General features: G+C 66.4%; 16 protein-coding genes and 1 rRNA gene. 1 reads left to right on the top strand and 16 read right to left on the bottom strand.

Annotation, left to right across the window (positions count from 1 at the left end; all coding sequences use genetic code 11):
• Both EJK91_RS16680 and murA read right to left on the bottom strand, forming a co-directional pair.
• A 16S ribosomal RNA gene (locus EJK91_RS16680) occupies nucleotides 1-327 on the bottom strand; the annotation flags it as partial.
• A 276-nt stretch (nucleotides 328-603) separates the two neighbouring features.
• Complete coding sequence (gene murA / locus EJK91_RS16675; protein ID WP_024442348.1) at nucleotides 604-1,857, bottom strand: UDP-N-acetylglucosamine 1-carboxyvinyltransferase; 1,254 nt, start codon at nucleotides 1,855-1,857, stop codon at nucleotides 604-606.
• A 100-nt stretch (nucleotides 1,858-1,957) separates the two neighbouring features.
• Here murA and EJK91_RS16670 point away from each other — a divergent pair, with 100 nt between their 5' ends.
• A complete protein-coding gene (locus tag EJK91_RS16670) occupies nucleotides 1,958-2,548 on the top strand; it encodes a cob(I)yrinic acid a,c-diamide adenosyltransferase (protein ID WP_024442347.1) in 591 nt (196 codons plus the stop codon).
• Between the two features lie 24 nt (nucleotides 2,549-2,572).
• Here EJK91_RS16670 and EJK91_RS16665 read toward each other — a convergent pair whose 3' ends face one another.
• From EJK91_RS16665 to prfA, 14 genes are all read right to left on the bottom strand, one after another.
• A complete protein-coding gene (locus tag EJK91_RS16665; protein WP_125079476.1) occupies nucleotides 2,573-3,016 on the bottom strand; it encodes a DUF2550 domain-containing protein in 444 nt (147 codons plus the stop codon).
• 14 nt (nucleotides 3,017-3,030) lie between these two features.
• The gene (locus EJK91_RS16660) at nucleotides 3,031-3,396 is read right to left on the bottom strand and encodes a F0F1 ATP synthase subunit epsilon (protein WP_024442345.1); all 366 of its coding nucleotides are present in this window, start codon (nucleotides 3,394-3,396) and stop codon (nucleotides 3,031-3,033) included.
• A gap of 34 nt (nucleotides 3,397-3,430) precedes the next feature.
• Entirely contained in the window at nucleotides 3,431-4,861 is a 1,431-nt protein-coding gene (gene atpD / locus EJK91_RS16655) for a F0F1 ATP synthase subunit beta (protein ID WP_046302265.1), read from the bottom strand.
• Between the two features lie 34 nt (nucleotides 4,862-4,895).
• Entirely contained in the window at nucleotides 4,896-5,822 is a 927-nt protein-coding gene (locus tag EJK91_RS16650) for a F0F1 ATP synthase subunit gamma (RefSeq protein WP_125079475.1), read from the bottom strand.
• Between the two features lie 7 nt (nucleotides 5,823-5,829).
• A complete protein-coding gene (gene atpA, locus EJK91_RS16645; protein ID WP_024442342.1) occupies nucleotides 5,830-7,479 on the bottom strand; it encodes a F0F1 ATP synthase subunit alpha in 1,650 nt (549 codons plus the stop codon).
• Nucleotides 7,480-7,548: 69 nt separating this feature from the next.
• Nucleotides 7,549-8,886, bottom strand: a complete 1,338-nt coding sequence (locus EJK91_RS16640; protein ID WP_024442341.1) for a F0F1 ATP synthase subunit B/delta — start codon at nucleotides 8,884-8,886, stop codon at nucleotides 7,549-7,551.
• 8 nt (nucleotides 8,887-8,894) lie between these two features.
• Nucleotides 8,895-9,416, bottom strand: coding sequence for a F0F1 ATP synthase subunit B (locus EJK91_RS16635; protein ID WP_024442340.1), 522 nt, complete (start codon nucleotides 9,414-9,416; stop codon nucleotides 8,895-8,897).
• Nucleotides 9,417-9,424: 8 nt separating this feature from the next.
• Entirely contained in the window at nucleotides 9,425-9,685 is a 261-nt protein-coding gene (locus tag EJK91_RS16630; RefSeq protein ID WP_019735417.1) for a F0F1 ATP synthase subunit C, read from the bottom strand.
• 61 nt (nucleotides 9,686-9,746) lie between these two features.
• Nucleotides 9,747-10,502, bottom strand: a complete 756-nt coding sequence (gene atpB, locus EJK91_RS16625) for a F0F1 ATP synthase subunit A (protein ID WP_024442339.1) — start codon at nucleotides 10,500-10,502, stop codon at nucleotides 9,747-9,749.
• Nucleotides 10,495-10,941, bottom strand: coding sequence for a hypothetical protein (locus tag EJK91_RS16620; protein WP_024442338.1), 447 nt, complete (start codon nucleotides 10,939-10,941; stop codon nucleotides 10,495-10,497). The genes atpB and EJK91_RS16620 overlap by 8 nt, the downstream gene beginning before the upstream one ends.
• 115 nt (nucleotides 10,942-11,056) lie before the next feature.
• Nucleotides 11,057-12,235, bottom strand: coding sequence for a glycosyltransferase family 4 protein (locus EJK91_RS16615; RefSeq protein ID WP_046301564.1), 1,179 nt, complete (start codon nucleotides 12,233-12,235; stop codon nucleotides 11,057-11,059).
• Nucleotides 12,232-12,891 carry an L-threonylcarbamoyladenylate synthase gene (locus tag EJK91_RS16610; protein WP_046301563.1) on the bottom strand — a complete coding sequence of 220 codons (660 nt, stop codon included), beginning with the start codon at nucleotides 12,889-12,891 and terminating at the stop codon, nucleotides 12,232-12,234. Before EJK91_RS16610 ends, EJK91_RS16615 begins: the two co-directional genes overlap by 4 nt.
• On the bottom strand, nucleotides 12,888-13,745 hold the full coding sequence (gene prmC, locus EJK91_RS16605; RefSeq protein WP_125079474.1) for a peptide chain release factor N(5)-glutamine methyltransferase: 858 nt from the start codon (nucleotides 13,743-13,745) through the stop codon (nucleotides 12,888-12,890). The genes EJK91_RS16610 and prmC overlap by 4 nt, the downstream gene beginning before the upstream one ends.
• Nucleotides 13,742-14,818 carry a peptide chain release factor 1 gene (prfA, locus tag EJK91_RS16600; RefSeq protein ID WP_024442334.1) on the bottom strand — a complete coding sequence of 359 codons (1,077 nt, stop codon included), beginning with the start codon at nucleotides 14,816-14,818 and terminating at the stop codon, nucleotides 13,742-13,744. The genes prmC and prfA overlap by 4 nt, the downstream gene beginning before the upstream one ends.
• Nucleotides 14,819-14,887: the final 69 nt, after the last annotated feature.

The raw sequence follows: 14,887 nt of genomic DNA, 5'->3' as shown, positions 1-14,887 counted from the left end.
GCCGTATCTCAGTCCCAGTGTGGCCGGACACCCTCTCAGGCCGGCTACCCGTCGTCGCCTTGGTAGGCCATTACCCCACCAACAAGCTGATAGGCCGCGGGCCCATCCCACACCGCAAAAGCTTTCCACCACACACCATGAAGCGCGTGGTCCTATTCGGTATTAGACCCAGTTTCCCAGGCTTATCCCAAAGTGCAGGGCAGATCACCCACGTGTTACTCACCCGTTCGCCACTCGAGTACCCCCGAAAGGGCCTTTCCGTTCGACTTGCATGTGTTAAGCACGCCGCCAGCGTTCGTCCTGAGCCAGGATCAAACTCTCCAAACAAAAACCATTTGGAAACAATCCCAAAACATCAGTCAAAAACTGACATCAAAAAAACGCCACACCCCCAACACGGGGCGCCGAAGGCATGGCAAAAACAACAACAAACAAAAACCACCAAACACACTATTGAGTTCTCAAACAACACGCCGCCCGGCTTCAGGCAACCCCGCCACTATACTCGGTTTCCGGAGTTGAGTCAACTCCGAGATTTTCGGGGCTTCCGGAAGGACTTCCAGACTGTCGGTAGTTCCGCGGTCCGCGTCCCTCCGGCCCGACCTATATTACACGTTCTATCTCAGCACCCAAATCGGCTAGATATTCCACGAACAACGGGTACCCGCGATCGATGTGGTAGACGTCGTGGACCTCGGTCTCACCGTCTGCGACCAGGCCCGCAAGGACCAAACCGGCGCCGGCGCGGATGTCGGAGGCCCAAACGGGTGCACTCGAGAGCTGCGGCAGTCCACGCACCACCGCATGGTGGCCGTCGGTACGCGCATCGGCTCCGAGTCGGATCATCTCCTCGACGAACCGGAATCGGGCTTCGAAGACGTTCTCGGTGATCATCGACGTGCCGTCGGCAATCGCTGCGAGGCCGATCGCCATCGGCTGCAGATCGGTGGGGAATCCGGGAAACGGCAAAGTCGCCACGTTGACGGCCTTGGGCCGCTCGTACTGCACCACCCGGAATCCGTTGTCGGATTGGGTGACGGTCGCGCCCGCATCGTGCAACTTGTGCAGCACAAGCTGTAGGTGAGCCGGGTCCACACCGGTGACGGAGATGTCGCCGCGGGTCATTACCGCCGCAATCGCCCAGGTCGCGGCCACGATCCGGTCGCCGATCACTTCGTGTTCGGTGGGGTGCAGCCGCGGCACCCCGGTGATCTTCAACGTTGGGGAGCCGGCACCTTCGATCTGGGCGCCCATCTGGTTGAGCATCGTGCAGAGATCGGCGACATCGGGTTCGCGCGCCGCGTTGTGGATGGTCGTGACACCTTCGGCCAGCACCGCTGCCATCAAGATGTTCTCGGTGGCGCCCACCGACGGGAACTCCAGCTGGATCTCGGCGCCGCGCAGCTTCTCGGCGTGCGCCACCACGCAACCGTGCTCGATATTGCAGGTGGCTCCCAGTTGTCGCAGGCCGGCCTGGTGCATGTCGAGCGGGCGCGAGCCGATCGCGTCACCGCCCGGTAGTGCGACCTTCGCCTTCAGACACCGGCCCACCAGGGGTCCCAGCACACAGACCGACGCCCGGAACTGGCGCACCGCGGCGAAGTCCGCGTCGTACTTGGGTTCGTCGGGCGAGGTGATACGCACCGTGGTGCCGTCGAGTTCGACATTGGCGCCCAGCCCGCGCAGCACCTCGGCCATCAGGGGCACGTCCAGAATGTCCGGGCAGTTGGTGATGGTGCTGGTGCCCTCCGCCAGCAAGGCCGCCGCCATCAGCTTCAGGACGCTGTTCTTAGCGCCACCGACGGCGACTTCACCGGACAATCGGTTACCCCCGGTAACCACGAAACGCTCACCCACTCGCGTCAGTGTAGTGACGACGCGAGCCCTGTCCCGACCAATCCGGGCTTCGGCCGAAGCGAGGATGGCACCGGTTCGCTCCCCCGGTACGGTTTGGGCTATGGCAGTGCACATCACTCGCGTTTACACCCGTACCGGCGACGACGGAACGACCGGCCTGAGCGATTTTTCTCGCGTACCCAAGACGGATCCCCGGCTGGTGGCCTACGCCGATGTCGAGGAGGCCAACGCCGCGATCGGTGTCGCGATTGCGCTCGGCCAACCCGCCGAGGCGGTGAGCGCCACGCTGCTGCGCATCCAGAACGACCTGTTCGACGCGGGCGCGGATCTGGCCACACCGGTCGCCGAGAACCCGAAGTACCCGCCGCTGCGGATCACCGCCGAGTACGTCGACCGGGTGGAGGCGTGGTGTGACGAATACAACGAACAGCTCGCCCCGCTCAACTCGTTCATCCTGCCGGGCGGCTCACCGCTCTCGGCACTGCTGCACGTGGCTCGAACCGCGGTGCGCCGGGCCGAGCGCTCGGCCTGGGCGGCACTCGACGCCTACCCGGACGGCGTGTCGGTGCTGCCGGCGAAGTATCTGAATCGGTTGTCGGACTTGATGTTTGTGTTGTGCCGAGTGGCCAATACCGACGGCGACGTGCTCTGGAAGCCAGGCGGCGAACGCACCGACGGTCCCGAAAAGTAATCGGCACCAATAACGTTCGCTTGGTCAGTAGCTCCGACGCCGGGCCCGCGGCGACGGGCGCGCCTCCAGCCAGGACAGGAAGGCGGTCCGCGCGCCGCGGTCCAGCGCTATCTCGAAGCCGGCCCGACGCTCCTGGGTGACATCGCAGAGTTCGAGCACCACGATCTCGTCGGTCATGATGTCGAATTCATCGCCCCGGGGGGCGCGGCGCGCCACCACGTCCACACCGCGTCGACTGAGCCGACGATCCGGCCACAGCCGCAAGCTGGAAAGACGGTAGAAAGCCGCTTCACCGCCCCGATAGCGGACCACGCCATGACGCCAGCCATGGCCGCCCACGGCCGGAAGGTCGCGCATGATGGCGGCGGTACCGCCTTGCCGCAGCTTCCACAGCCGATAGCTCAGCGCGACAACCGCGCCTAGGAGAACGGCGACGAGCACGACCATATAGATCATGGGCGTGCTCATCGGTTCACGCCTTTTTAGTCGATCACACCCAGGGCACGCAGCCTGGCCCGTCCCCGTGCAGCCATCTTGGGGTCGCTGGACTGGGCTTCGTGCCGTGCGGACGCCTCGTCGATCTCTGAGGTGAAGTCGACGGCCTCAGCCAGGATGCTGACACCCTCTTCGGTCACCGACAGGAAGCCGCCGTGCACGGCGAGCCGCAGCTCGTCCTCTTCGACCCGGTCGACCCGCACCATGGCGTCGTCAACGAGCTCGGCAACCACCGGGATGTGCCCCGGAAGGATACCGATCTCACCGACGGTGGTCCGGGTGAAGATGAAGGTGGCCTTGCCGGACCACACCTTGCGATCGACCGCGACGATGTCGACATCTAGCTCTGCCATTACCCACCGCCTTTCGTCATCACCGGATTCCGGGTCACAGCTTGGCGCCCAGGCTCTCGGCCTTCTTGGCCAGGTCGTCGAGGCCACCGATCAGGAAGAACGCCTGCTCGGGCAGGTGGTCGAAGTCACCCTTGGTCAGCCGGTCGAAGGCCTCGATGGTCTCCTTCAGCGGCACCGTCGAGCCGGGCTGACCGGTGAACTGCTCGGCGGCCATCATGTTCTGGCTCAAGAACCGCTCGATACGCCGTGCCCGGCCGACCAGCTGCTTGTCCTCTTCGGACAGCTCGTCGATACCGAGGATGGCGATGATGTCCTGCAGGTCCTTGTAACGCTGCAGGACCCGGATGACCTCCTGGGCGACCCGGTAGTGGTCTTCACCGACGATGGCCGGGTCCAGAATGGTCGAGCTGGAGGCCAGCGGGTCCACCGCCGGGAAGATGCCCTTGGAGAACACCGCACGGGACAGCTCGGTGGTGGCATCCAAGTGCGCGAACGTCGTCGCCGGCGCCGGGTCGGTGTAGTCGTCGGCGGGCACGTAGACGGCCTGCATCGAGGTGATGGACCGACCACGGGTCGAGGTGATCCGCTCCTGCAGCTCACCCATCTCGTCGGCCAGCGTGGGCTGGTAACCCACGGCCGAAGGCATGCGGCCCAGCAGGGTCGAGACCTCGGAGCCGGCCTGGGTGAACCGGAAGATGTTGTCGATGAACAGCAGCACGTCCTGGCCCGCCTCGTCGCGGAACCACTCGGCCATGGTCAGGGCCGACAGCGCGACGCGCATACGAGTGCCCGGCGGCTCGTCCATCTGGCCGAACACCAAGGCGGTGTCCTTGAGCACGTTGGCGTCCTCGAGCTCGACCCACAGGTCGTTGCCCTCACGGGTGCGCTCGCCCACGCCGGCGAACACCGAGGTGCCACCGAAGTTACGGGCGATACGGTTGATCATCTCCTGGATGAGCACGGTCTTGCCCACGCCGGCGCCACCGAACAGGGCGATCTTGCCGCCACGCACGTAGGGGGTGAGCAGGTCGACGACCTTCAGGCCGGTCTCGAGCATCTCGGTGCGCGGTTCCAGCTCGTTGAAGGCCGGGGGCTTCCGGTGGATGCCCCAGTGCTCGAAGTCTTCGCCGTAGCCCGGCTTGTCGAGGCACTGCCCGAGGGCGTTGAACACGTGGCCCTTGACGTCGTGACCCACCGGCACCGAGATCGCGGCACCGGTGTCGGTGACCTCGGTGCCACGCACCAGGCCGTCCGTGGGCTGCATCGAAATGGTGCGGACTAGGTTGTCACCCAGGTGCTGGGCGACCTCCAGGGTCAACGTCTTGGCCAACTCCGAGAAGGAGATCTCCGCGTGCAGAGCGTTGAACAGCTCGGGCACCGCGCCCCGGGGGAACTCGACGTCGACGACGGGGCCGGTTACGCGCACCACGCGGCCGGCGGTTGTCTTGTCAGCGGTAACAGTCATTATCTTCTTCGCTTCCTAGTACTTACCGGGGGGCTTACCGAGAGGCGTCGGCGAGGGCATTCGCACCGCCGACGATTTCGCTGATTTCCTGGGTGATCTGAGCCTGGCGCTCGCGGTTGGCCTCAAGGGTCAACGCTTTGATCAAGTCGTCGGCGTTGTCGGTCGCCGACTTCATCGCGCGCTGGCGCGAAGCCAGCTCCGAGGCCGCCGAGTCGAGCAGCGCGGCATACACGCGGGTGGTCAGATACCGCGGCAGCAGCGAGTCGAACAGCGGGGTGGCGTCCGGCTCGAAGGAGTATAAGGTCCGGACGCCGGGATCTTCTGGTCCGACGTATTCCACCAGCATCGGGGCGATCCGACGCGCTTCGGCCGACTGCGACAGCATCGAGCGGAAGTCGGTCGACACGATGTGCAGTTCGTCGACGCCCAGGACACCGTCGGTGCCCGGGTGGTCGCCGTCGTCGTCGGCGCCGGCCAGGAATGCCTCAACCAGGGTCGAGGCGATCGTGGCCGCGTTCTCGTACGTCGGTTGCTCGGAGAATCCGGTCCAGGAGTCGGTGACCACCCAGTTCCGGAACGAGTAGTAGGCCAGCGCCTTGCGGCCGACGACGTAGAGCACCGGGTCCTTGCCCTCCGAGCGGAGCAGAGAGAACAGTTCCTCTGCCCGGCGGAAGACGTTGGCGTTGTAGCCGCCACACAGACCACGGTCGGACGACACCACCAGGACTCCCGCCCGCCTGGGCTCGCTGCGCTCGACCAGCAGCGGGTGGTCCAGGGCCGCCTCGGCGGCCAACGTGGTGAGCAGCCGGGTGATCTCGTCGGCGTACGGCCGAGCCGTTTCCAGCCGGTTCTGCGCCCGGCCGATACGCGAGGTGGCGATCAGCTCCTGGGCCTTGGTGATCTTCTTGATCGACCCGGCTGAGCGGATTCGCCCGCGTAGTTCGCGAAGTGTGGCTGCCATAGCGGCGTTACTTCTTCTTCACCGGCGCGGCCTTGCGGACCTGCACCGCTTCCTTGCCGAGCTTGTCCTCGTCGAGCGCTTCAACGTGCTCGTCGGGAACCACCGAGCTGCCGTCCGAGGCGGCGAAGCCCTTCTTGAACTGGTTGATCACGGCAACCAGCTTCTCGCTGGCCTCGTCGGAGAGCTTCTTGGACTCGCGGATCCCGGTGAGGAGGTCGTTCTCCGAGGCCCGGATGTGGTCCAGCAGCTCGGATTCGAAGCGGCCCACGTCCTCGACCGGCACCGAGTCCAGGTGGCCTTCGGTACCCAGGAAGATCGAGACCACCTGCTCCTCGACGGGCAGTGGTGCGTACTGCGGCTGCTTAAGCAGCTCGACCAGGCGTGCACCACGCTCCAGCTGCGCCTTCGAGGTGGCGTCCAGGTCGGAGGCGAACGCGGCGAAGGCCTCCAGCTCGCGGTACTGCGACAGGTCCAGACGCAGCGAGCCGGCCACCTCCTTCATCGCCTTGATCTGCGCGGCGCCACCGACCCGGGACACCGAGACACCGACGTTGATGGCCGGCCGAACACCCTGGTTGAACAGGTCGCTCTCCAGGAAGCACTGGCCGTCGGTGATCGAGATGACGTTGGTCGGGATGTAGGCCGAGATGTCGTTGGCCTTGGTCTCGATGATCGGCAGACCGGTCAGCGAACCGCCACCCAGCTCGTCGGAGAGCTTCGCGCAACGCTCCAGCAGACGCGAGTGCAGGTAGAACACGTCACCCGGGTATGCCTCGCGGCCCGGCGGGCGGCGCAGCAGCAGCGAGATGGCGCGGTAGGCCTCGGCCTGCTTGGTCAGGTCGTCGAACACGATCAGCACGTGCTTGCCCGAGTACATCCAGTGCTGGGCGATCGCCGAGCCGGTGTAGGGGGCCAGCCACTTGAAGCCGGCGGAGTCCGAGGCGGGCGCGGCGACGATCGTGGTGTAGTCCATGGCGCCGCCCTCTTCCAGCGCGCGACGCACGCTGGCGATGGTGGTGCCCTTCTGGCCGATCGCGACGTACACGCAGCGAACCTGCTGGTTCGGGTCGCCCGTCTCCCAGTTCTTGCGCTGGTTGAGGATGGTGTCCACACAGAGGGCGGTCTTGCCGGTCTTGCGGTCGCCGATGACCAGCTGACGCTGGCCGCGGCCGATCGGGGTCATGGCGTCGACGGCCTTGATACCGGTCTGCAGCGGCTCGCTGACGCTCTGACGCTGAACCACCGAGGGGGCCTGCATCTCCAGCGGACGACGGGTCTCGGCTTCGATCTCGCCGCGGGCGTCGATCGGCTGTCCCAACGGGTTGACGACCCGACCGAGGAAGCCGTCGCCGACCGGCACCGAGAGCACCTCACCGGTCCGCTTGACCTGCTGGCCCTCTTCGATGTTCTCGAAGTTGCCCAAGATGACCGCACCGACGTTGTGCTCGTCGAGGTTCAGGGCCACGCCCAACACCCCGCCGGGGAACTCGAGGAGCTCCTGGGTCATCACCGAAGGAAGGCCCTCGACGTGTGCGATGCCGTCGCCGGCGTCGATGACGGTGCCGACCTCCTCGCGCGCGGTGTCGGCGCTGAAGGAGGTCACGTACTCCTCGATCGCCCCCTGAATGTCGTCAGAGGAGATTGTCAACTCTGCCATGGCTTTTCGTCTTCCTGCCTTCGAATGGGTATTGGGCTCTGAGACCTGGTAGGTCCGGGTCGGTCTTGATCAGTCGGGCAATTGCGTCTTGGCTGCGGCGAGACGCGACGACAGCGTGCCGTCGATCACCTCGTCACCGACCGAGATCGTCAGCCCGCCCAGCAGTGCCGGGTCGACACCGACCTGCACGCGGACCGGGTGGCTGTAGATCCGGCTCAGCACCGTATTCAGCCGGGTGCGCTGGGTGTCGCTGAGCTCCGCGGCCGCTCCGACGTGTGCCACCAGCTCGCCACGACGTGCCACTGCGATCTGAGCAAGCTCGGTGATCGCCTGATGTGCGGACTGGCCACGCAGCAGCCGTACGGTCTGCTCGAGCAGCGCCACCGCGATCGGGTTGGCACCGCTGCCACTACCGATGACGTTGCGCAACAACCCGACCCGGCCAGCGGCCGGAGTCGCGGTGTCGCCGAGCAGGATGTCCAGCCGGGGCTGGGCGTCCAGCACGCGGGAGAACCGGAACAGCTGGTCCTCCACCTCGTCGACGGTGCCGGCACTCTCCGCCGACAGCAGCAGTGCCTGCCGGGCGACGTGCTCGACGGCGGTGACCAGGTCCGCGCCGTTGGACCAGCGGGCCGACGCCGCGTCGGTCACCAGCGTCAGGGCGGCGGCACCGACCTTGTCGGCGAACAGGCGCTGAACCAGACGCACCTTCGGTGCCGCGTCGTCGGTGGGCACGGTCAGGTGCCGCGTGACCACGCTCTCGCGTTCGAGCAGTTCGGCGACGGCGGTCAGGTCATCTGCCAGCGCGGCCAAGCCCTGCTGGTCCAGGCCACCGGCCACCTCGCCGAACTTGTCCAGCAAACCGGCCAGCGCCTGACGGCTGGCCGAACGCATCCGGACCAAGATCGGCGATTCGACCTCGACGGACTTCGGCGCCATGGCGTCGAGTTCGTCGAGGAACCGGTCCACCGTCGCGGACTGCCGCTGCGGGTCGGCGACGTGCGCGCGAACCAGGTCGCCCGCCCGCTGCACAGCTTCGGCGCCTAAGCCTGACCGCAGCTCACGGATGAGTTGCGCCCGCAGGAGACCGACCTGCTGTCCGCCGGTGGTCTTCACGCGCTCGGCTTCGGCACTGGCCTGGCTGCGCAGTTGCTCGGCGATCCGCTCGGCGTCCGAGCGGGCCTCCGCGGTGACCTGCTGCGCTTCGGTCGCGGCGTTGGCCAGTGCCGTGGAGTGCGCCTGACCGGCTTCGGTCAGACGAGCGGCGGCTGCTGCCGCCTCCTCCAGCTGCTTGCGCACCGACTCCTGCTGGTCGGCCATCAACTTGCGCACCGGTGGCACGACGAACTTGACCAGCAGCCACACGATGATGGCAAAGCCGACCAGCTGCCCGATGAAAATCGACATCTCTGTTGCTACCGCCCCGTACTCGCCGCGGAAAGTGCCTCGACGTCAACGCCGAGGATCCGGCTGGCCAAGGTGGCAGACAGTGTCTCCACCCGGGCCTGCAGCTGCTCACTCACCGCATCGCCTTCTTGCTTGAGCTTGTCGGTGGCGGCCTGCAATGTCGAGGCCACCTCCGCCTCGGCCGCCGACCGCTGCTCGTCGATCACCTTGCGGCCCTCGGCGCGAGCTTCGTCCCGTGCCGTGCTTGCCTCAAGGCGCGCCGCCGCCATCTGCTTCTCATAGTCGGCATCGGCGGCCGCGAACTGCTCGGCGGACTCCCGATTGTCGGCGAGAGTCTTGGTGACCATGTTCTCGCGCTCCCGCAGCACCTTCATGATCGGCGGCACCACGAAGGTACTGATCACGGCGAGCACGATCAGGAAGATCGCGAGCACGACGAAGAAGGTGCCGTCGGGAATGAGGAAGCTCTTCTTCGGGCCTTCCTCAGCCGCCTCGCTCAAGGCGAGGACAGCAACGCTCATGTCACCCATCTTGTGCGTTACTGCTGTGCGGCGATCGGGGTGGCGAAGACGAACAACGCCATGAAGGCCAGGTTGATGAAGTAGGCCGCTTCGACCAGACCAACCGTGATGAAGAACGGGGTGAACAGGCGACCCTGAGCTTCGGGCTGACGGGCGATACCGGCGATCAGCGCGTTACCGGCGATACCGTCACCGATACCGGCGCCGATGGCACCGCCGCCCATGATGAGACCGCCGCCGATGAGGGCACCAAGTCCGATCAGATTGGGATCTGCCATTTCATTCCTCCTTGCTAGCTGGTAGTGCTCTACCAGGTCTGATGTGGTCGTGCAGGTGGTACTAGTGGTGGTCTTCTTCGAGCTCCATGGCCTGACTGAAGTACAGGATGGTCAGCAGCGCGAAGATGAACGCCTGGATCAGGCCGACGAACAGGTCGAAGGTCTTCCAGATCGCGTTCGGCGCGACCATGAAGTAGGGCCCGAGCAACGCGATCAGGCTGACCAGGATGCCGCCGGCGAAGATGTTGCCGAACAGACGCAGCGACAGCGAGACCGGCTTGGCGACCTCTTCGACCAGGTTGATCGGCGCCAGGACGGCAACGTGGCCCTTGAGCAGCCGCAACGGGTGGCCGAGGAAGCCCCGGCGCCAGAATCCGGCCAGGTGGTAGCCGCAGAACACGAAGAGCGCCAGCGCCAGCACGAAGTTGATGTCGCCGGCGGCAGAGGTAATCAGCTCATGGATGCCGTGCTCGTCGGCGTACTGCACCGGCAGCACCGACAGCCAGTTACAGACCAGGATGAAGACGAAGATCGTCACCGCCAGCGGCAGAACGAACGGGGCGATCTTCATCCCGATGGCACCCTCGATCTGGTTGCGCATCTGGATGGTGATCGCCTCGAAGAACAGCTGCACGCCGCTGGGAACCCCGGTCGAGGTGACCTTGGCGCGCAGGAAGAGCGCCAGGGCGATCACGATCACCGCTGCGATCGCGGTGGAGGTGATGGTGTCGATGTTGACCTCGCCGACCAGCGGCCATACCGCGGTCTCGTGGTGGCCGACCTCGATGGCCCCCTCAGCCAGGATCGACTCAGTCATTTTTCGTCCCTTCAGCGCCGGACTCTGCCGCTTGCGCGCGGAGCTTTTTTACCACTGGCAGCATGGTGGTCAGCACCAGCACTACCTCGAACAGGGCCAATCCGAACAGTGCGCCGAGGCCCTCTGGACGGAACTGGTAGGCGATAGCCAAGCCGATCACGCTGATGACCAGCAAACGAGTCGCCGAATTCAGCGCCATCTTCTTCTTCAGCGGATGGTCGGAGGCGGTGATCTTCAGCGCCGACCGGCGAATCAGCAGTGCGTTGCCCAGGCCGAGCGCCAGACCCAGCCCGAAGAACACTCCGAAGAGCGGTCGGCCGAATTGGGCAGCCGCAGCGACAGCGGCAGCGGTCAGAGCGACACAGATCAGTGACAGCCGGATCGGCTGGAACACCACCGACGGCAACACCAACGGCGCATCCTGCGCTGGTGTCGTCACCGCCTCACCCCAATCTGAATCTGCCCTGCGTCGCGATCGTGCAGTCGCCCGCCGAGCGTATCGGATGCCCGAACGCACTGTGGAACCACCTACAACACCATCTTAGACGGTGCTACTACCGCGTGTCGTAGGGGTCGTCTTCCGAGGCGCCTCCCCGGCGTAGTAACGGGATGAGCGTAACGACAATCGCGATGAGCATGGCAGCCAACATCACCGCCCCGGTGTAGCGCGGGTCGAAGAAGATGGTGCTGGCGGCCCCGAATGCGACGATCGCCGTCCACAAGTAGATCAGCAGCACCACCCGGCGATCGGAGTGACCGATCTGCAGCAGCCGGTGGTGCAGGTGCATCTTGTCCGGGCTGAACGGGCTGAGCCCGGCGCGAGTACGACGGATGATCGCCAGCAGCACGTCCAGCGCCGGGACGCACATCACGGCCGCCACCAACAGGAACGGCGACAGCAGCGCGAAGACGTCCCGCGCGCCGTAGGCGGTCTGCGAGATCGGCCCGGCTGCGGTGGTGGACGCCGCGGCCAGCATCAGCCCGATCAGCATCGAGCCGGAGTCGCCCATGAAGATCTTCGCGGGGCTGAAATTGTGTGGCAGGAAACCCAAACAAGCCCCGGCCAAGACCACCGAGATCAACGCGGGCGGGTAGAACAGCACGTCACCACCGTGGTCCTGCAGCACGCCGACCGAGAACATGCAGATCGCCAGGGCGGTGATCAGCCCCAGGCCGGCAGCCAGCCCGTCGAGGCCGTCGACGAAGTTCATCGCGTTGACGATCGAGACCGTCAACGCCAGCGTCAGCAGGATCGACGACACCTGGTCGAGCACCACGGTGCCGACGCCGCCGATCGGGATGTAGAGCACGCTCCAGGCCACACCCATGGTGACGAGCACGCTGGCCGCGGTGATCTGGCCGGCGAACTTGGTCAGGGCGTCCAGGCCCCACTTGTCGTCGAGCAGACCGATTCCCATGATGACGCCGCCGGCCAGCACCACCGCCGGCATGCCGGTGGAGTAGACGAAGCCGCGGGTCAGGGCCGGCAGCTGCGAGGCCAGGAAGATGCCCGCCACGACGCCGACGTACATCGCCAGTCCGCCCATTCGCGGTGTGGGCTGCACGTGGACGTCGCGTTCGCGCGGGTAGGCGACCGCCCCGATCCGGGTGGCCATCCAGCGGACGGGCCCGGTGGTGAAGTAGGTGATGATGGCCGCGGTCAGGCCCACCAGAGCGAGTTCTCGCAGCGGCACGCCGGCGCCGCGGTCGGCCAAAGCCAGCAGGCTGGTCACGGTGTCCCCGTCAGCGAGTCCGGATCCAGCCCCAGCACGGCACCGATCTGTTCGGCGGAGACCGGGCCGGTCCGCACGATCCGCGGTGCGGGGCCGGTGAGATCCACGATCGTCGAGGCCGCACCCTGTTCGGCCGGCCCGGCGTCGAGGTAGACGTCGACGGACTCTCCCAGCTGACTTTGCGCTTCGCCGGCCTCGACGGCGGGCGATCCACCGGAGACGTTGGCGCTGGACACCGCCATCGGGCCCACCGCCTTGAGGACCTCCAGTGCCACCGGATGCAGCGGCATGCGCACCATGACCGTGCCGCGGGCTTCGCCGAGGTCCCACTGCAGCGACGGGGCCTGGGTGACGATCAGGCTGAGCGCACCGGGCCAGAAGGCGCGGATCAGTTCACGGGCGGTCTGCGGCACGATCAGGGCCAACCCGTCGATGGAGTTCCACGATCCCACCAGCACGCCCACCGGCATGTCGCGGCCGCGCCGTTTGGCCGCCAGCAGCGCGGTGACCCCGGCGGCGTTGAAGGCGTCGGCACCGATGCCATAGACCGTGTCGGTCGGCAGCACCACCAGGCGACCACCGCGCACCGCGTCGATCGCCGCCGCGATTCCGGCCACACGCTGGTCGGCATCGGAGCAGTCGAAAACCTCTGTCATGGTTGATCGTTCCTGATCGCCGTCACGAACCGGAGCCGCCCAGTCAGGTCGGGCCGGGAAACTACCTCGTCAAAAAAGCCGGTGCCGAACACAGTGTGGACGGTGGCCGTCGGCGTGGTGTCGTCATGTTCGACGGCGAACACTCCATCCGGCCGCAGCAGTCGCGCTGCGAGGTGGGCCAGCGGGGTGATCACCGACATACCGTCCGGGCCGCCGAACAGCGCGTGCTCCGGATCATGGTGGGCCACTTCGGGATCCAGCGCCGCACCGTCGGGGATGTAGGGCGGGTTGCTCACCATCAGGTCTACTTGACCGTCGAGCTCCGAGAGCAATCCCGGCGTGGTCACATCGGCGTGGATCAGCTCCACCGACGTTCCGGCGCAGTTGCGCTGTGCGTAGCCCAGCGCCGATTCCGAATCCTCGACCGCGACGACACGGGCGCCGGGAAAGCTGCGGGACAACGCGATCGCCAGCGCACCGGAACCGGTGCAGGCGTCGACGATCACCGGCTGCGGACCGAGCGGTTGAGCCGCAGCCCGTTTCAGCACCCAGTCGAGCAGGGCTTCGGTTTCCGGCCGCGGGATGAACACCCCCGGACCTACCTGCAACAGGACCGAGCCGAAGGCAGCGGTGCCGATCAGGTGCTGCAGCGGGATCCGAGAACTGCGTGCGGCAACCAATTCCCGGTAGCGGCTGAAGAACTCGTCGTCGGGTGGATCCAGCAGCGCCAGCCGGCCGCGGTCAGTGCCGGCCGCATGGGCGGCGAGCTCTTCCGCGTCATAGCGGGCGGAGTCAATCCCGGCATCAGCGAAAAGCGCTGCAGCGGAGTCGATCGCGTCCCGTATGCGGCTCACGCCGTCCCCTGTAACCGGGTTTCCTTATCGGCGGCTGCCAGCGCATCGAACATCGGATCGAGATCCCCGTCGAGGACCTGGTCGAGGTTGTGCGCCTTGTAGCCGATGCGGTGGTCGGTGATCCGGTTCTCCGGGAAGTTGTAGGTGCGGATGCGCTCGCTGCGGTCCACGGTGCGGATCTGGCTGGCCCGATCGGCCGAGGCATCCGCCTGGGCCTGCTCCTCGGCCACCGCCTGCAGCCGGGCCGCCAAAACCTGCAAAGCACGGGCCTTGTTCTGCAGCTGCGACCGCTCGTTCTGGCAGGTGACGACGATCCCGGTCGGCAGGTGGGTGATACGCACCGCGGAGTCGGTGGTGTTGACGCCCTGGCCGCCCTTGCCCGAGGACCGGTAGACGTCGATGCGCAGGTCCGACTCATCGATGGCGACCTCGCCGACCTCTTCGGGCTCGGGGTAGACCAGTACGCCGGCCGCCGAGGTGTGGACGCGGCCCTGCGACTCGGTCACCGGCACCCGTTGCACGCGGTGCACACCGCCTTCGAACTTCATCCGCGACCACACGCCGTCGGCGCTGTCGCCCTTGCTCGCGATGGTGAGGGTGGCGTCCTTGTAGCCGCCGAGGTCGGACGTGGTCTCGTCGAGGACCGTCACCTTCCAGCCCTGGCGTTCCGCGTAGCGGATGTACATCCGGGCCAGGTCGGCGGCGAACAACGCCGATTCCTCGCCGCCTTCGCCGGATTTGACCTCGAGCACGATGTCGTCGGCGTCGTGCGGGTCGCGGGGCGCCAGCATGTCGGTGAGCGCGGTGTCGAGTTCGGCGACGCGCGCCTCAAGCTCCGGTATCTCGGCGGCGAACGACGCGTCGTCGGCGGCCAGTTCCCGGGCGGCCTCGAGGTCGCCGCGAGCCGACTCGAGCTTGCGGTGGGTGACGATGATGGGCGCCAGTTGGGCGAAGCGCCGACCGGCTCGTCGCGCCTCGGCCGGATCGTTGTGCAGTTCGGGATCCGACAGCTGCGTTTCCAGGGCGGCATGCTCGGCCAGCAGGGCGTCGATCCCCTGAATGCTCTGGGTCATCTCACCTCCATCCCCGAACGCAAGCCGACGCCCGGATGACGTGCTGGCACGTTCCGGGCGTCGGTGAGG

This window comes from Mycobacterium sp. P7213, assembly GCF_900604305.1.
GTDB lineage: Bacteria > Actinomycetota > Actinomycetes > Mycobacteriales > Mycobacteriaceae > Mycobacterium.
The sequence above is the reverse complement of the archived record's forward strand: the minus strand, read 5'-3'. Positions and strand labels throughout refer to the sequence as shown.